This window comes from Leclercia sp. GHBNCSD, assembly GCF_055805075.1.
The window spans coordinates 2,380,868-2,398,318 of the sequence record NZ_JBQVYO010000001.1; the positions used below are offsets into that span (position 1 = coordinate 2,380,868).

Sequence of the window (17,451 nt, forward strand, 5' to 3'; positions counted from 1 at the left end):
TTCGCCCGCCGTTAAACAAAGTTCAAGGAGATGCGGATGAAACAGTATTTGATTGCACCCTCAATTCTTTCGGCTGATTTTGCCCGGCTGGGCGAAGATACCGCGAAAGCACTGGCTGCCGGTGCGGATGTCGTTCATTTCGACGTTATGGATAACCACTACGTGCCTAACCTGACCATCGGCCCGATGGTCCTGAAGGCGCTGCGCAATTATGGCGTGACCGCACCGATTGACGTGCACCTGATGGTAAAACCGGTCGATCGCATCGTGCCAGATTTTGCCGCCGCGGGTGCCAGCATCATCACCTTCCATCCTGAAGCCTCCGAACACGTTGACCGTACGCTACAGCTGATCAAAGAGCACGGCTGTAAGGCGGGCCTGGTCTTCAATCCGGCCACGCCGCTGAGCTACCTGGATTACGTCATGGACAAGCTGGACGTGATCCTGCTGATGTCCGTTAACCCGGGCTTTGGCGGGCAGTCTTTCATTCCGCATACGCTGGATAAACTGCGGGAAGTACGTCGCCGTATCGACGAGTCTGGCTTTGATATCCGCCTCGAAGTGGATGGCGGCGTGAAGGTCAGCAACATCGGCGAAATCGCGGCGGCGGGGGCAGATATGTTTGTCGCGGGTTCGGCTATTTTCGATCAGCCGGACTACAAAAAAGTCATTGATGAAATGCGCAGTGAACTGGCAAAGGTAAGTCATGGATAATTTGCAGGCAATTCGGGGTGTTGCATTTGACCTCGACGGTACGCTGGTGGACAGCGCACCGGGTTTAACCGCGGCGGTCGATCAGGCGCTGTACGCGCTGGAGCTGCCGGTGGCGGGCGAAGAACGTGTGGTGACGTGGATCGGTAACGGGGCTGACGTGCTGATGGAGCGCGCGCTGACCTGGGCGCGCCAGGAGCGTGCTGTTCAACGTGCGGCGCAGGGCAAGCCGGGTGTCGATCATGCAGACATCCCTCAGGAAGAGCAGGTGCGTATCCTGCGTAAGCTGTTTAACCGTTTTTATGAAGAGACGGTGGAAGAGGGTAGCTTCCTGTTCCCGGATGTGGCCGCTACGCTGAGCGCGCTGCATGCTCAGGGTCTGCCGCTAGGGCTGGTGACCAACAAGCCGACGGCGTTCGTCGCCCCGCTGCTGGAAGCGCTCGATATCGCTCACTATTTCTCGGTTATTGTCGGCGGCGACGATGTGCAGAACAAGAAGCCGCATCCCGAACCGCTACTGCTGGTGGCAGGAAAATTATCCTTACCGCCTGAAGCGCTGCTCTTTGTGGGTGATTCGCGCAATGATATTCTGGCTGCCAGGGCCGCAGGCTGCCCGTCCGTTGGCCTGACTTATGGCTATAACTACGGTGAATCCATTACGCTGAGTGAGCCGGATTTTGTCTTCGACCACTTCAAAGATTTGTTGCCCGTTCTCGGGCTTTCGCACAGTGAAAATCAGGAATTGAAAAATGACTAAGCCCATCGTATTTAGTGGCGCACAGCCCTCAGGTGAACTGACCATTGGCAACTATATGGGTGCGCTGCGTCAGTGGGTTGGCATGCAGGATGATTACCACTGCATTTATTGCATCGTGGATTTGCACGCTATCACCGCGCGTCAGGATCCTGAGAAACTGCGTAAGGCCACGCTGGATACGCTTGCGCTCTATCTGGCCTGTGGTATCGACCCGGAGAAAAGCACCATTTTCGTTCAGTCTCACGTGCCGGAGCATGCGCAGCTGGGCTGGGCGCTGAACTGCTACACCTACTTTGGCGAACTGAGCCGCATGACGCAGTTCAAGGACAAATCGGCCCGCTACTCGGAAAACATCAACGCCGGTCTGTTTGATTACCCGGTGCTGATGGCCGCTGACATTCTGCTCTACCAGACCAACCAGGTGCCGGTGGGTGAAGATCAGAAGCAGCATCTGGAGCTGAGCCGCGATATCGCCCAGCGCTTTAACGCGCTGTATGGTGATGTCTTCAAAGTGCCGGAGCCGTTTATTCCGAAGTCCGGCGCCCGCGTGATGTCCCTGCTGGAGCCGACCAAAAAGATGTCCAAGTCGGACGATAACCGCAACAACGTTATCGGCCTGCTGGAAGATCCGAAAGCGGTGGTGAAAAAGCTCAAGCGTGCGGTGACCGATTCGGACGAGCCGCCTGTGGTGCGTTACGACGTGCAGAACAAAGCGGGCGTCTCTAACCTACTGGATATTCTCTCTGGCGTGACGGGCCGTACCATTCCGGAGCTGGAGCAGCACTTCGAAGGTAAGATGTATGGCCATCTGAAAGGTGAAGTGGCTGAAGCGGTTTCCGGCATGCTCACCGAGCTGCAGGCGCGCTATCACCAGTTCCGCAATGACGAAGCTTACCTGCAGAAGGTGATGAAAGAGGGCGCCGAGAAGGCCAGCGCACGCGCCTCAGAAACCCTGAAAGCGGTCTACGAAGCGATTGGGTTTGTGGCGAAGCCTTAAGCTTGTTTGCCGGGTGGCGGCTTCGCCTTACCCGGCCTACGGGATATAAAAAAACCGGGAATTTCCCGGTTTTTTCTATTGCCTGCGAAACGGTTACTGATTCGCTGCCGGGCCGCAGCCACCGATGATCTTAGAGATGGAGATCGCCGGGTGGAGCAGGTAATCGTAGCTGCAGTTATTTTTGGTGTTTTGCACGTGGCCAGTGCACGCCGTCAGGGTTGTTAAGATGCCTGCAACCAGGGCAATCTTTGCCAGTTTAAACATAACGCTTCCTTGTCTGTAACGTGAGGGAATATATAGAAAATGTGCTTTCGCGGAAGGTATGTTATCGGCAGCGTCAGGAGAGGAGTAGTCCATTACAGGACTACTCATTTAGCGGGGAATATGTTCAGCCTGGCTTAATGGTTTGAAAACCAGTTGAGTTTGTCACGCAGCGCCACCACGCGACCCACCACGATCAGCGCCGGGCTTTCAACCTGCTGCGCCAGCTCGCCCAACTGGGTTAACACGCCGCTGACCACGCGCTGTTTAATCGATGTGCCGTTCTCTACCAGCGCAACCGGCATTTCTGCATCCATGCCATGTTCAAGCAGTTTCGCCTGTATCGTCGCCGCCTGGTTCAGCCCCATATAGAAGACCAGAGTCTGTTTTTCTGCGGCCAGGTTATGCCAGTCCAGCTCGCTGCCGGTTTTCAGATGGCCGGTAACCAGACGTACGCTCTGGGCGTAATCGCGATGGGTCAGCGGAATGCCGGAATAGGCGGAGCAACCGGAGGCTGCGGTAATGCCCGGCACCACCGAGAAGGGAATGCCCGCTTCGCATAGCGTCTCCAGCTCCTCGCCGCCGCGCCCGAAGATAAACGGATCGCCGCCTTTCAGCCGCACCACGCGTTTACCCTTCTGGGCTTCACGCAGCAGGATCTGGTTAATCTCTTCCTGCGGAACGCAGTGATAACCTGCGCGCTTGCCGACAAACACCCGGTCGGCATCCCGGCGCACCAGGTTCATAATGTCGTCAGAGACCAGGCGGTCATAGACCACGATATCCGCCTGCTGGATCTGCTGTAGCCCTTTCAGGGTTAACAGGCCGGCATCACCCGGACCGGCACCCACCAGCACCACTTCGCCCCGGTGATCGAGCGGGGCATTGATCAGTTGCTCGGTGGTTTCATCCACGGCCTTTTGATCCTGATTCGCCAGCGACTGCGCCAGCCGGTCGTTCACAAAGAATTTTTCCCAGAAACGACGGCGTTCGCCCACGGTGGCAAACTGCTTTTTCACACGGCTTCGCAGCTGCCCCGCATACTGGGCCACCTGGCCTAAATGCTGCGGCAGAATGGCTTCCAGCTTTTCACGCAGCAGGCGCGCCAGTACCGGCGAGGTGCCACCGGAGGAGACAGCGACCATCAACGGCGAGCGGTCGATAATCGACGGCATGATAAAGCTCGCCTCTTTCGGCGCATCCACCACGTTGCAGAAGATCCGCCGCGCTTCACAGGCATCGCTAACGCGCTGGTTAACCGCATCGTCGTCGGTGGCGGCGATGGTCAGCCAGCAGGTATCGAGCAGCGTTTCGTTGAACTCACCCTCAACGAGGGTGAGCATCCCTTCCTGCGCCCACACGGTGAATTGCGGGGCGAAGTCGAGGGCGTTGACGGTAAGTCGGGCACCTGCGTCTAACAGCAGGCGGGCTTTGCGTTCAGCCACATCGCCACCACCTACGAGCAGGCAGTCACGATTGCGTAATTGACAGAATATTGGCAGGTGATCCACGACATTACCTCTTACTGGTTGGCTTTCGCCTGAACGGTTGCGATGGTTGCAGGAGTCGGACGCTCCGCTTTAGGGGTAGCATACCAGTAACCCCAACCCATAAATACAACCCCGGAAAGGGTATTGCCAAGCGTTACCCACAACAGGTTATGGCCGATACCTGACAGGGTATACGCTTCGCTGTGGTGACCGAACCAGGAGAGGGCAAACAGCGTCATGTTGGCGATGGAGTGTTCGTAGCCAGAGGCGATAAAGGCCAGCAGACACCACCAGATAGCGATGAACTTCGCGGCGCCGTCAGTACGGATTGCCATCCAGATAGCCAGGCAAACCAGCCAGTTACAGAGCGCGCCTTTAAAGAAGAGCACCATCGCCGGGGCGGTAGTTTTTGCCAGCGCGACGGTGTGCACGAGGCTGGTATCGACCGGCAACAGGCTTCCGCCGCCCCAGCTATACAGCAGCGCGACAAACACCGAGCCCACCAGGTTACCGAGCCAGGTCTGCGGCAGAATGCCCCACATCTGGCCCTGAGTGATGGTGCCCGCTTTGACACCCAGCGTCAGGAACATGGTGTGACCGGTGAACAGTTCAGAACCGGCGATGATGACCAGGGTTAAAGCGATCCCGAAGGTGGCGCCCATCACCAGCGGACGCACAGACGGGTCGACGAGGTTACCAAGAGTGAAAATTAAAATGATCCCCAGGCCGACATAGGCGCCCGCCATGGCGGAGCTGATCCAGAAGCCGAGAGGACTGTTTTTACTGAGGCGTGCAATCCGGGCAGCGTTAGCCGCACACTTATTGATGGTGTCTGTAAACATTTGATTATCCAGAATAGTAATGAAAGAAAGAATAAATACGTTGTAGGCCGGATAAGGAGCCTGCTCCGCCACCCGGCAATTGCCCGGCGGCGCAGCGCTTGCCGGGCCTACAACATCAAAATCAAAACAAATAGCGGGGGCATTGCGCCCCCGTTTCAATCAGCCTCTCAGCTGCACCTTGCCGTCCTTCACGCGAACGTCATAGTGTTTAACGGAGCGGGTTTCGTCTTCCATACAGTGGCCGTCGCTCAGGCGGAAGCGCTGCTTTTTCAGCGGGCTGGCAACCCACAGCTCCCCCTGATGCTCAGCGATAATCCCACGGGAAAGCACGCTGGCCTCAAAGAACGGGTCGATATTGCTGATGGCAAAAACCTGTTCGTCGTGGCGCGGACGGAAAATGGCAACCTGCTCATGACCTAACAGCGCGCATACGCCGGTGGCAGGCAGGATCTCGTCGATGTTGCAGATGTTTACCCACTGGCTCATACGTTTTCCTCCACCAGCATCACCGGAATACGTTCATACGGCGTTGCCGGGCGATGCTGCTCGCGCTCAGGCACGACCTGCACGCTCGGATCGCGCTGGTTGCTGTTGATAAAGTGTTTGAAGCGAACCTGCGCCGACGGGGTGTTGACGGTTTCTGTCCATTCGCAAATCACGGCGTCGCGAAGGCGAGCCATCTCTTCTTCCAGCGTCGCGTTCAGGCCGAGCTTGTCGTCGATGATGACGGACTTCAGGTAGTCGATGCCGCCTTCCAGGTTATCCAGCCACGGCGCGGTACGGGTCAGTTTGTCCGCGGTACGGATGTAGAACATCATGAAGCGGTCGAGGTATTTGATCAGCGTTTCACGGTCGATATCCGCCGCCAGCAGATCTGCATGGCGTGGTTTCATCCCGCCGTTACCGCAGACGTACAGGTTCCAGCCTTTCTCAGTGGCGATGATACCCACATCTTTACCCTGCGCTTCGGCACATTCACGGGTACAGCCGGAGACGCCGAACTTCATTTTGTGCGGGGTACGAATACCTTTGTAGCGGTTTTCCAGCTCGACGCCGAAGCCGACGCTGTCGCCCACGCCGTAACGGCACCAGGTGCTGCCGACGCAGGTTTTCGCCATACGCAGCGCTTTGGCATAGGCGTGACCGGTTTCGAAGCCCGCTTCAATCAGCTGACGCCAGATTTCCGGCAGGTCATCTTTCTGCGCACCGAACAGGCCGATACGCTGGGAGCCGGTGATTTTGGTGTAGAGGTTAAATTCGCGGGCGATGCGGCCGACCGCCACCAGCCCTTCCGGGGTGATTTCGCCGCCGGCAGAGCGTGGGATCACCGAGTAGGTGCCATCTTTCTGGATGTTCGCCAGGAAGTTGTCGTTGGTGTCCTGCAGCGGCGTGTGCTGTGGTTTGAGCACATACTCATTCCAGCAGGAGGCCAGCAGAGAACCGACGGTCGGTTTACACACTTCACAGCCATAACCCTGGCCATGTTTTTGCAGCAGCTCGTCGAAGGATTTGATGCCTTCCACGCGGATCAGGTGGTACAGCTCCTGGCGAGAGTAAGCGAAGTGCTCGCACAGGTTGTTGTTCACTTCGATACCCTGTTTCGCCAGCTCGGCGTTGAGCACCTGGGTCACCAGTGGGATACAGCCGCCGCAGCCGGTACCGGCTTTGGTTTCCGCTTTCAGCGCCGCCACGGTGTGGCAGCCTTTGTTGATGGCAGAAATCAGCATGCCTTTGGTGACATCGAAGCAGGAGCAGATCTGCGCGCTGTCCGGCAGCTTATCGACACCGATAGAGGGTTTGCCGCTGGCCGCATGAGCAGGCAGGATCAGCGCATCCGGGTTCTCCGGCAGTTCGATAGCGTTCAGCACCAGCTGCAGCAGGTTGCCGAAATCGCTGGTGTCACCCACCAGCACCGCGCCGAGCAGGGTTTTGTTATCTTCGCTGACGATAAGACGTTTATAGACCTCTTTGCTTTCGTCGAGATAGACGTAGCTGCGGGAGTTTGGCGTACGGCCATGCGCATCGCCGATACCGCCTACGTCCACGCCCAGCAGTTTCAGCTTGGCGCTCATGTCCGCGCCTTCGAAGGCGTTTTCATTGCCGAGGATATGGTCAACGGCGACCTGCGCCATTTTGTAGCCAGGGGCGACCAGACCGTAGACGTGGTTTTCCCAGCTGGCGCACTCGCCGATGGCGTAGATATCCGGATCGGAGGTCTGGCAGGTAGAGTTGATCATGATCCCGCCGCGCTGGGCAACCGCCAGGCCGCACTGGGTGGCCAGCTTGTCGCGTGGGCGAATACCGGTGGAGAAGACGATAAAGTCGACTTCCAGCTCGCTGCCGTCGGCAAAGCGCATGGTTTTACGCGCCTCGGTGCCTTCCTGCACGATCTCTTTGGTATTTTTGCTGGTGTGAACTTTCACACCCATGCTCTCAATTTTGCGTTTGAGCTGCTCGCCACCCATGTGGTCAAGCTGCTCTGCCATCAGCATCGGGGCAAATTCGATGACGTGGGTTTCAACGCCTAAGTTCTTCAGTGCGCCAGCGGCTTCGAGGCCGAGCAGGCCGCCGCCGACTACCGCGCCGCGTTTACTGCGACGGGCGCAGGATTCGATGGCGTTGAGATCTTCAATGGTGCGATAGACAAAGCAGTCCTGAGTTTCCGAGCCTTTGATCGGCGGGATCCACGGATAGGAGCCAGTCGCCATGATCAGCTTGTCGTAAAAAACCGTGCGTCCCGCACTGGAATGAATCACTTTTTCCTGACGGTTGATGGTGATAGCGCGCTCGCCCACCAGCACCTTCACGCCATGTTTCTCGTAAAAACCTTCGCGCACCAGAGAGAGCTCCTCGGCGGTGTGGTGAGAGAAATAGGAGGAGAGGTGCACGCGGTCGTACGCCTTACGGGGTTCTTCACAGAACACGGTAATGTCGAACTGGGCGGCATCGGCTTTATCGAGTAGATCCTCAATAAAGCGGTGACCGACCATGCCGTTACCGATAATAGCGAGTCTGACTTTGCTCATTTTTGCCTCGATTTCTTTTCTATTACTGCCTACCTTAACGATTCAGCAACGGCGCTTATTGATGCAAATCAAATACGCCTTCAACTACTCCTTAGTGGGTAGATGCCTGATTTGTCAGGTTTTTTATAAGTCGTGGAAATCGCAGGCTTTTCATAATCGATGATTATGTGTACAAATCAGGAGGCTAGTTTTTAATTTCAGCTACTCCTGAATTTCAGCCCCCATCTTAGGGAGAATATGATGTCTACAGCACCGCTTTGGCTTATTCAGAACGTCCGTTTACCGGGCCGTGACGGCTTTTGGCAACTGACTATTGAGAACGGTCGTTTTGGCGAAATCACCCCGACGGGCGAAAAGCAGGTTGAGAGCTATGAAGTGTTGAATGCCCGCGGAGGGTTAGCCATCCCGCCTTTTATCGAACCGCATATCCACCTGGATACCACCCAGACCGCAGGTGAGCCGAACTGGAACCAGTCCGGGACGCTGTTTGAAGGCATAGAGCGTTGGGCAGAGCGCAAAGCGCTGCTCAGCCATGAGGATGTCAAAGCCCGGGCCTGGAAAACCCTGAAGTGGCAGATCGCCAACGGCATCCAGTTTGTGCGCACCCATGTGGATGTCTCCGACCCGACGCTGACCGCCCTGAAAGCGATGCTGGAGGTGAAGCAGGAGGTCGCCCCGTGGGTGACGCTGCAGATTGTGGCCTTCCCGCAGGAAGGGATTCTCTCTTACCCGAATGGCGCGGCGCTGCTGGAAGAGGCCTTAAAGCTCGGGGCGGATGTGGTGGGCGCCATCCCGCACTTCGAATTCACCCGGGAGTATGGCGTCCAGTCCCTGCATATCGCCTTTGAACTGGCGAAGAAGTACGACCGGCCGCTGGATATTCACTGCGATGAGATCGACGATGAACAGTCACGGTTTGTCGAAACGGTGGCGACGCTGGCGTATGAGGCCGGGATCGGCCCGCGCGTCACTGCCAGCCATACCACCGCCATGCACTCTTATAACGGGGCTTACACTTCGCGGCTGTTTCGTCTGCTGAAGCTCTCCGGGATTAACTTTGTGGCCAATCCGCTGGTGAATATCCATCTGCAGGGGCGCTTTGATGATTATCCGAAGCGGCGCGGCATTACCCGCGTGAAGGAGCTGTTTGAGGCGGGCGTCAACGTCTGCTTCGGCCATGACGACGTGTTTGATCCGTGGTATCCGCTGGGCACCGGCAATATGTTGCAGGTGCTGCATATGGGGCTGCATGTCTGTCAGATGATGGGGTATCAGCAAATTGATAGCGGACTTAACTTGATCACCTATAACAGCGCCAGAACGTTTGGGCTGAGCGATTACGGTATTGAGACGGGGAATCCGGCGAATCTGGTGATTCTGCCCGCGGAAAGTGGCTTTGAGGCGGTGCGTTGTCAGGTGCCTGTGCGCTGGTCGATTCGTCAGGGCAGGGTCATTGCCGCCACGCAGTTAGCCCAGACATGGGTTCAGATGGACAGCGGTGGGGAAGAGGTATGCTTTACCAAAAACAGCCCCTTTACTGAGCGCAAAGGGGCATAAGGATTAGTGCGTCGCTGCCGCCGCGTTATGCTGGCGGTGGCGGGTGACGAAGCCCAGCACCAGGCACATTACAAATACCACGGCATAAAGACCATTGGCGGTGTGTAACGCTGCCAGCGGGCCGCTGTGCGCCACAATCGGGCCGGTTACCACGAAGGTCAGCATGGTGCCGATGGTGCCGCAGGTCAGCACGAAGTTAACCAGCTTCGGCGAAGCCACTTTGGTCTGCAGGGAGCCCAGAGTGATGATCGAGGTGTAAATGGCGCTGGAGAAGAAGCCGAGCGTCAGGATAAACCACGGCATCTGCTCCGGAGAGCCGTTGATAAACAGGTACATCAGCACGGTGGCGGCGCCCGCCAGCACGGTGAGGATCCGCTGCAGATCGAAGAAGCGCAGGATAAAGCTGAACGCCCACATGCCGAACATGTAGGACATCCAGAAGTCACTCACCAGCTTACCGGCATCGTTCAGGCTCATCCCCAGACCTTTGGCATACTCCGGCACCCAAGAGATAAAGCCCAGTTGACCCAGGATGTAGCAGAGGGCGGCGATGGAGAGGAACAGGACACCAATCCCCCATTTTTCTTTCACCACCGGCTCGCTGGTGGTCTGCGCTTTTTTGCCCAGGACCGGGAAGTCACAGCCGAAGGTCAGAATAAAGATCGCCACGTAGACCAGACCAATGCAGGCGTAAACCCAGTACCACTCAATGCTGCGGGCCAGCAGCGCGGCGGCCACAATCGGGAAGATCATCCCTGCCATGCTGAAGAAGGAGTCGGTGAAGAGCAGTCGCGCGCCGCGCTGACGGCCTTCATACATGTGGGTAATGAGGAAGGTACCAATCGACATGGTGATGCCGCTGACCAGACCCAGCACAAACATGGCGGCGGAGAACAATGCGATGCTATGGCTGAGCATCAGACCCGCCACGGCAAGCACCATCAGCACAAAGCCAAAACGCAGCTGGGTTTTCAGTGGGACGATTTCCATCAGCCAGGCATTGAGAAAAATGGAGATCAGGATCCCGGCGTTAAGAAAGGTGAAGGTGTTACTCATGCTGGAAACGGGCAGGTTGAAATAGTCTGCGATATTTCCCATCACCATCCCGGTGACAATTACCAACGCACCGGTGAGGGCGTAGGAGAAGAAGCTGATCCATGTGAGCTTGATACGATTGCTGTTAGTCATGACTGGCCTGTGAAGAGAAGTGTAAAGCGCATTGGCTGCGCTGCGAGCGGCCAGATTTTAATCGTGAATGTGATCTAATTAAATCTTTTAGGTCAAATTAATCATTCATTGCATTATAAATAGTGATATTAATCACGTTAATGGTGCTGGCACGACTTTGCCGGGCGGTTACATCTGTTTCAAATAGGTAAAATTAGGTAAAGGGCTGGCCTGGATTCATACTGCTCTTTAGAATCAAGCCATTCGCTTTCTTTACTGCGCTTTGTTAAGGAATTCTCATGCTCAAATCAACTCTGGCGGCTGTCGCGGCTGTATTCGCTCTTTCAGCCCTCTCTCCTGCTGCGCTGGCAGCGAAAGGAGACCCGCACGTTCTGTTGACCACCTCTGCCGGCAACATTGAGCTGGAACTGAACAGTCAGAAAGCTCCCGTTTCTGTGAAAAACTTCCTCGATTATGTCAACAGCGGTTTTTATAACGGCACTACGTTCCACCGTGTGATCCCGGGCTTTATGGTGCAGGGCGGCGGCTTCAACGATCAGATGCAGCAGAAGCAGCCAAACCCGCCAATCAAGAACGAAGCGGATAACGGCCTGCGTAACACCCGCGGCACCATCTCTATGGCGCGTACCGCCGATAAAGACAGCGCAACCAGCCAGTTCTTCCTCAACGTGGCGGACAACGCCTTCCTTGACCACGGCCAGCGTGACTTTGGCTATGCGGTATTTGGTAAAATTGTGAAAGGCATGGATGTAGCCGATAAAATTTCTCAGGTGCAGACGCACGACGTCGGCCCTTACCAGAATGTGCCGTCAAAACCGATAGTTATCCTCTCTGCGAAAGTCCTGCCTTAATCCGTAATGGCGCGGGCAGGTTTTGCCCGCGTTGCCTTTACCTCCCTGCGAAACCGCAGTTTGCTGCTTATACTTGTGGCAACACGGGCACAAGCAGGGAGGAAAAGGGTGAAAAAACTCACTGATAAGCAAAAATCCCGTCTTTGGGAACAACAGCGAAACGCGAATTTTCAGGCCAGTCGCCGTCTTGAAGGCGTCGATAGTCCCTTAGTCACGCTCAATGCCGACGAGGCAGAACTGCGTCTTGAGGAGCTCAGGAGGCAGTATGAGCGATAAATACGGCAACGATCGCGATCCCTATCTCTATCCCGGCCTGAATGTCATGCGTAACCGGCTGGGCATCCGCCAGGCGGAGCGTCTGGCGCAGGCGGCGTATGAATTTACCGCACTGCGAGCGGCAACCCTGGGGCTGGGGCCGCTGCTGCGCGGCCTCCCACATCTGTGCGCCATTCATCAGCATATCTATCAGGATATCTTTGACTGGGCGGGTGATATTCGTGAGATGGATATTTACCAGGGCGATACCCGCTTCTGCCACTTCGCCTACATCGAAAAAGAGGGCAACGCCCTGATGCAGGATCTGGAGGAGGAGGGCTATCTCGTTGGGCTGGAGAGAGAGGAGTTCATTAACCGCCTCAGCCACTACTATTGCGAGATCAACGTTCTGCATCCGTTCCGCATCGGCAACGGTATTGTTCAGCGCATCTTCTTTGAGCAGCTGGCGATCCATGCGGGCTACCAGCTTGACTGGCGCGATATCGATCCGGAAGAGTGGGCGCAGGCCAACCAGAGCGGTGCGATGGGGGATCTGAGCGCGTTGAACGCAATCTTCAGTAAAGTGGTAAGCGAAGCCGGGGAAACTGAGTAGAATAGGGCGGCCATTTTTTCAGGAGCCGCCATGATTCTGCTGATTGATAACTACGATTCCTTCACCTGGAACCTGTACCAGTATTTTTGCGAGCTGGGGGCGGAGGTGGTGGTCCGGCGCAACGACGCACTCTCGCTGGAGGATGTCGCCACGCTCAATCCGCAAAAAATCGTTATCTCCCCCGGCCCCTGCACGCCGGATGAGTCTGGCATCTCGCTGGCGGTGATCCAGCGCTATGCCGGTGAAGTGCCGATTCTGGGCGTCTGCCTCGGGCATCAGGCCATCGCCCAGGTCTTTGGCGCCACCATTGTGCGGGCAGCGAAAGTGATGCATGGCAAAACCTCCCCGGTGACGCACAACGGCGTCGGAGTTTTCTGCGGTCTGAACAACCCCCTTACCGTCACCCGCTATCACTCACTGATTATCGATCCGCCCACCTTACCCGACTGCTTTGAGGTCACCGCCTGGAGCGAAACGCAGGAGATCATGGGTATCCGTCACCGTGAATGGGATCTGGAAGGGGTGCAGTTCCACCCCGAAAGCATTCTCAGCGAACAGGGCCACCAGCTGCTGGCTAATTTCCTCAATCGTTGATTTTTAGTTGCCATAAAGTGATTTTTTAAGCATATTTCGTGATTATATTTTCACTTCTGCTTTGTACTTAAAAAAGGGTGGGGTTACATGGCAACTGAACAATCTGCAATTACGCGCGCAACATTCGATGAAGTGATACTGCCAGTTTATGCACCGGCTGAGTTTATCCCGGTGAAGGGGAAAGGCAGCCGCGTCTGGGATCAGCAGGGCAAAGAGTACATTGATTTTGCGGGCGGCATTGCGGTGACGGCGTTAGGTCACTGCCACCCGGCGCTGGTCGAGGCGCTGAAAACCCAGGGCGAAACCCTGTGGCACACCAGCAACGTCTTTACCAACGAACCTGCGCTACGTCTCGGGCGCAAAATCATCGAGGCTACCTTTGCCGAGCGTGTGCTGTTTATGAACTCCGGCACCGAAGCCAACGAAACCGCTTTCAAGCTGGCCCGTTATTACGCCTCCACCCGCCACAGCCCGTTTAAAACCAAAATCATCGCCTTCCACAATGCGTTTCATGGCCGTTCGCTGTTTACCGTGACCGTGGGCGGTCAGCCAAAATATTCCGATGGTTTTGGCCCGAAACCGGCCGACATCATCCACGTGCCGTTTAACGATCTGCATGCGGTAAAAGCGGTGATGGACGATCACACCTGCGCGGTGGTGGTTGAGCCGATCCAGGGTGAAGGCGGCGTGATGGCGGCAACGCCAGAATTCCTGCAGGGGCTACGCGATCTGTGCGATCAGCACCAGGCCCTGCTGGTCTTTGACGAAGTGCAGAGCGGCATGGGCCGTACTGGGGATCTCTTTGCTTATATGCACTACGGCGTGACGCCGGACATCCTGACCAGCGCCAAAGCGCTCGGGGGTGGCTTCCCGGTGAGCGCCGTGCTCACCACGCAGGATATCGCATCGGCATTCCACGTGGGCTCTCACGGCTCGACCTATGGCGGCAACCCGCTGGCGTGCGCGGTTGCCGGAGCGGCGTTCGATATCATCAATACCCCGGAAGTGCTGAGCGGCGTCAATACGAAGCGCGAGCAGTTTGTGAAGCATCTCCAGCAGATCGATGCGCAGTACGATGTCTTCAGTGATATCCGTGGCATGGGACTGTTGATTGGTGCCGAACTGAAGCCGCAGTACAAAGGCCGGGCGCGCGATTTTCTCTACGCCGCCGCCAGCGAAGGGACGATGGTGCTCAACGCCGGGCCGGACGTGATGCGCTTTGCGCCGTCGCTGCTGGTGGAAAGCCAGGATATCGAAGAGGGGATGACCCGCTTTGCGCAGGCGGTGAAGCGGGTGGTTCAGCAGTAGCTGTGTAGCCCGGCGGCGCTACGCTTGCACGGGCCTACAAGACCGTAGGCCGGGTAAGCGCAGCGCCACCCGGCGTTTAATACGGTGTGCGTTTCAAACGCCGGATCAACCAGATGCCATGATGTGGACGCTGGCGCCAGGCCACCGACGAAATGGTGTGCATAGTATTCAGATGCCCCAGAATGCGCTGCAGATGCTGTTCCAGCGTGCTCATCGGGCCGTGCGTCAGCGTCTCTGGCGCTTCCAGAATATTGCTGTCCCCACTCTCACCCGGCTCATCATACTCCAGGCGCTGCTGGCAGCGCTGAAGGCCGATTTCACACGACTGCAAATAACGCTGCGCCAGGTCTGGCGTCAGCATCGTATGCTCCCGCGCCAGGGTCGTCATTGCGTTGATATGCTCGACGATAAACTGGCTGTGCGTCACCCACAGTTTCATATCCGCCAGATAGGCCGAATTGAAGCCCGGCTCCTGCATCGCCTGGTTGAGGGAGTTGAACAGGGCATTATGCGCCTGGTTGACCTTCATGCGCTGCCAGGCCAGCGGCGTGGGTTGCGGATCGTCGCTGAGGATCAGGCGGATGGCCTCCTGGTCGGCCTCCAGCGCGTCGTGGGCGTTCTGTCGCAGCAATCCGCTCTGCCACTGCGGCCACAGCCACACCATGCCGCCAAAGGCAATCAGGCAGCCAATCAGCGTATCTGCCAGCCGGGCGATAATAAACTGCTCACCATTGAGCGTAATCAGTTGCAGGGTGTAGACCGCGGTCAGCGTAAAGCCCACCGTCGCCCAGCCGTAGTTCTTACGGATGATGAGGTAACTCACCAGCGTTACCAGCAGCATACCCGTCAGGGTATAGCCTTCCGGGACGTGAAGGTGCAGGGTGATCCCCGCAATAATCAGCCCCGCCATCGTGCCGCCTGCCCGGTGGAGGATGCGCACCCGCGTGGCGCTGTAGCCGTTTTGCGTCACCAGCAGAACGGTCATTAAGATCCAGTAAGGCTTAGGCAGGTGCAGCGCCATACCCATCAGGCTGGCGATACTCAGCATGACGCTGATACGTGCCGCATTACGCAGGGCGGCAGACTTTAGCGACAGATAGCTTCTCAGGGCGGGGATCAGCGGCAGGCGCTTCTGCTTATCCGCCATCAGGTCACGCGGGTAGAGCGGGCGTTGGGTGCGAAGCACGCGGGCAATACGGCTGAAGTGCCAGGCGGCGAACTGGCCGACCGGGTTATCCGCATGCTGGCGGGCAATTTTCTCCAGCGCGCCGAGCTGTTTGTCCATGTTAAAGCGGGTGGGATAGCGGTGATAGAGAATATCGTCGGCCAATACCCGCAGCCGGGCGGCGACGGTCTGCGCGTTCCAGCGGATCACCGCTTCAGCGTGGCTGCGCTCGACCAGCTTTTGCACCTCTTGCGGATGATGCAGGCTAACGGAGATATGCTCCTGCAGATCCAGCCCCACCTGGAAGATACGCAGCAGCCGCTTGTATTCATGATTCCTGTTCGCCGCCAGCATATGCAGTTGCTGGTAACACTGACTAATCAGGTCCACCACCTTCTGCTGGCGCGCCAGCAGCGGCGGCAGCGATTTTTCCGGGTCGGTGTGCTGGGTCAGCAGGGTATATTTGGCTTCACAGTAATCAGCCAGCTGGCGGTAGAGTACGCTCAGGGATTCACGCAGCGGCTGCTCCCGCCACAGCCAGAACCAGAACCAGTTAAACAGCCCGTACCAGAGTGTCCCCAGGGCGTAGATCAGCAGCGGCGCCCAGATCGGTAAATTCCCCGCCAGGCTCAGGGTAAAGATGGCCGCAATCAGCGAGGCGGGCAGCAGGCGGGCGTGGAGGGCGCTGATCTCCGCCGTGACCCCTAACGTCATCGCCAGTGCGGTCAGAATGAGGGGCAGCGGAATATCACGCGCCAGCAGCAATTGTACCGCCAGACTACAGCCGGCAAACAGGCAGCCGCCAATTATCAGGCGTTTAAAAAAGCGTTTATGGGGCGTGTCGAGACCCGCAATGTTGCAGCAGGCGGGAACAAGAGAAAACAGAAGGCCGTATTGCAGATAACCGAGAACTAACCCCACAGCCACAGGGAGACACAGCACCAGGGTTTGCCGTAGTGCGTAGTTAACTTCCGGGTGATAAATGAGCCTGCGCCACATGGGTGAGAGAGACAAAAACGGCGTGTCATCATGCGATGCCACGCCGTCTTAGCGGAATTAACGTGTTCCGTAAACCACGATGGTTTTACCGTGGGCGGAAATCAGGTTCTGATCTTCCAGCATTTTCAGAATACGACCCACTGTCTCACGGGAACAACCGACGATCTGACCGATCTCCTGACGGGTAATTTTAATTTGCATACCGTCCGGGTGGGTCATGGCGTCTGGCTGTTTCGCCAGGTTCAGCAGCGTCTGAGCGATACGGCCCGTCACGTCCAGGAAGGCGAGGTTACCCACTTTCTCAGAGGTGACCTGCAGACGGCGAGCCATCTGCGAAGAGAGGCGCATCAGGATATCCGGGTTAACCTGGATCAGCTGGCGGAATTTCTTATAAGAGATCTCAGCCACTTCACACGCAGTTTTTGCCCGGACCCAGGCGCTACGCTCCTGACCTTCTTCAAACAGGCCCAGTTCACCGATAAAGTCTCCCTGATTCAGGTAAGAGAGGATCATCTCTTTGCCTTCTTCATCTTTGATCAGCACTGCCACTGAGCCTTTGACGATGTAATACAACGTTTCCGCTTTTTCACCCTGGTGAATCAGCGTGCTCTTCGATGGGTACTTATGAATGTGGCAATGAGACAAGAACCATTCGAGAGTCGGGTCTGTTTGCGGTTTGCCAAGCACCATGCGCTGTTATCCTCTGTTATAAGCTGTCTCCAGAGTCAGGCTTTCTACCTTCGCTCTGGGGTTGCAATCGAATTCTTCCCCTTACCTGGGGATCTGGCTGTCACAATAATTAGCAGCCTGTAATGTGTGATGTCCTCTGCATACATG

17 protein-coding genes are annotated in these 17,451 nt (G+C 56.7%); 9 read left to right on the forward strand and 8 right to left on the reverse strand.

Annotated features, from left to right (window positions below):
- Positions 1-36 precede the first annotated feature (36 nt).
- Genes rpe through trpS form a run of 3 tightly spaced genes read left to right on the forward strand, consistent with a single transcriptional unit; the run spans position 37 to position 2,465 of the window.
- On the forward strand, positions 37-714 hold the full coding sequence (rpe, locus tag ACT3IC_RS11445) for a ribulose-phosphate 3-epimerase (protein WP_103824819.1): 678 nt from the start codon (positions 37-39) through the stop codon (positions 712-714).
- Entirely contained in the window at positions 707-1,468 is a 762-nt protein-coding gene (gene gph / locus ACT3IC_RS11450) for a phosphoglycolate phosphatase (RefSeq protein ID WP_103177298.1), read from the forward strand. Before rpe ends, gph begins: the two co-directional genes overlap by 8 nt.
- Positions 1,461-2,465: a tryptophan--tRNA ligase gene (gene trpS / locus ACT3IC_RS11455; protein ID WP_103177297.1), complete on the forward strand. Its 1,005-nt coding sequence runs from the start codon at positions 1,461-1,463 to the stop codon at positions 2,463-2,465. The genes gph and trpS overlap by 8 nt, the downstream gene beginning before the upstream one ends.
- Positions 2,466-2,558: 93 nt before the next feature.
- Here the strand turns inward: trpS and ACT3IC_RS11460 are convergent, their stop codons facing one another.
- The 5 genes from ACT3IC_RS11460 to nirB form a co-directional block, all read right to left on the reverse strand.
- Positions 2,559-2,729, reverse strand: a complete 171-nt coding sequence (locus tag ACT3IC_RS11460; protein WP_032614785.1) for a YhfL family protein — start codon at positions 2,727-2,729, stop codon at positions 2,559-2,561.
- Positions 2,730-2,863: 134 nt separating this feature from the next.
- Entirely contained in the window at positions 2,864-4,237 is a 1,374-nt protein-coding gene (gene cysG, locus ACT3IC_RS11465) for a siroheme synthase CysG (protein ID WP_103177296.1), read from the reverse strand.
- A gap of 11 nt (positions 4,238-4,248) precedes the next feature.
- The gene (gene nirC, locus ACT3IC_RS11470; protein WP_103177295.1) at positions 4,249-5,058 is read right to left on the reverse strand and encodes a nitrite transporter NirC; all 810 of its coding nucleotides are present in this window, start codon (positions 5,056-5,058) and stop codon (positions 4,249-4,251) included.
- Positions 5,059-5,217: 159 nt separating this feature from the next.
- The gene (gene nirD, locus ACT3IC_RS11475) at positions 5,218-5,544 is read right to left on the reverse strand and encodes a nitrite reductase small subunit NirD (RefSeq protein WP_103177294.1); all 327 of its coding nucleotides are present in this window, start codon (positions 5,542-5,544) and stop codon (positions 5,218-5,220) included.
- On the reverse strand, positions 5,541-8,084 hold the full coding sequence (gene nirB / locus ACT3IC_RS11480) for a nitrite reductase large subunit NirB (protein WP_103177293.1): 2,544 nt from the start codon (positions 8,082-8,084) through the stop codon (positions 5,541-5,543). Before nirB ends, nirD begins: the two co-directional genes overlap by 4 nt.
- Positions 8,085-8,324: 240 nt before the next feature.
- Between nirB and ACT3IC_RS11485 the strand changes: the two genes are divergently transcribed.
- Entirely contained in the window at positions 8,325-9,641 is a 1,317-nt protein-coding gene (locus ACT3IC_RS11485; protein ID WP_473477495.1) for a cytosine deaminase, read from the forward strand.
- A 3-nt stretch (positions 9,642-9,644) separates the two neighbouring features.
- On the opposite strand, the gene tsgA is transcribed toward ACT3IC_RS11485, so the two are convergent.
- Positions 9,645-10,829 (reverse strand): MFS transporter TsgA, encoded by a 1,185-nt coding sequence (tsgA, locus tag ACT3IC_RS11490; RefSeq protein WP_103177291.1) that lies wholly within the window; start codon positions 10,827-10,829, stop codon positions 9,645-9,647.
- 278 nt (positions 10,830-11,107) lie between these two features.
- Between tsgA and ppiA the strand changes: the two genes are divergently transcribed.
- The 5 genes from ppiA to argD all read left to right on the forward strand — a co-directional run bounded on the left by ppiA (position 11,108) and on the right by argD (position 14,450).
- Positions 11,108-11,680: a peptidylprolyl isomerase A gene (gene ppiA / locus ACT3IC_RS11495; protein WP_159340223.1), complete on the forward strand. Its 573-nt coding sequence runs from the start codon at positions 11,108-11,110 to the stop codon at positions 11,678-11,680.
- 108 nt (positions 11,681-11,788) lie between these two features.
- Positions 11,789-11,956 (forward strand): YhfG family protein, encoded by a 168-nt coding sequence (locus tag ACT3IC_RS11500; RefSeq protein WP_103177289.1) that lies wholly within the window; start codon positions 11,789-11,791, stop codon positions 11,954-11,956.
- Positions 11,946-12,548: a putative adenosine monophosphate-protein transferase Fic gene (locus ACT3IC_RS11505; RefSeq protein ID WP_336997756.1), complete on the forward strand. Its 603-nt coding sequence runs from the start codon at positions 11,946-11,948 to the stop codon at positions 12,546-12,548. Before ACT3IC_RS11500 ends, ACT3IC_RS11505 begins: the two co-directional genes overlap by 11 nt.
- 30 nt (positions 12,549-12,578) lie before the next feature.
- The gene (pabA, locus tag ACT3IC_RS11510; RefSeq protein WP_156655299.1) at positions 12,579-13,142 is read left to right on the forward strand and encodes an aminodeoxychorismate synthase component 2; all 564 of its coding nucleotides are present in this window, start codon (positions 12,579-12,581) and stop codon (positions 13,140-13,142) included.
- An 87-nt stretch (positions 13,143-13,229) separates the two neighbouring features.
- Positions 13,230-14,450, forward strand: coding sequence for a bifunctional acetylornithine/succinyldiaminopimelate transaminase (argD, locus tag ACT3IC_RS11515; protein ID WP_159340225.1), 1,221 nt, complete (start codon positions 13,230-13,232; stop codon positions 14,448-14,450).
- Between the two features lie 76 nt (positions 14,451-14,526).
- Here the strand turns inward: argD and ACT3IC_RS11520 are convergent, their stop codons facing one another.
- Both ACT3IC_RS11520 and crp read right to left on the reverse strand, forming a co-directional pair.
- On the reverse strand, positions 14,527-16,614 hold the full coding sequence (locus tag ACT3IC_RS11520; RefSeq protein ID WP_159340230.1) for a YccS/YhfK family putative transporter: 2,088 nt from the start codon (positions 16,612-16,614) through the stop codon (positions 14,527-14,529).
- A 57-nt stretch (positions 16,615-16,671) separates the two neighbouring features.
- A complete protein-coding gene (crp, locus tag ACT3IC_RS11525) occupies positions 16,672-17,304 on the reverse strand; it encodes a cAMP-activated global transcriptional regulator CRP (protein ID WP_000242758.1) in 633 nt (210 codons plus the stop codon).
- Positions 17,305-17,451 lie beyond the last annotated feature (147 nt).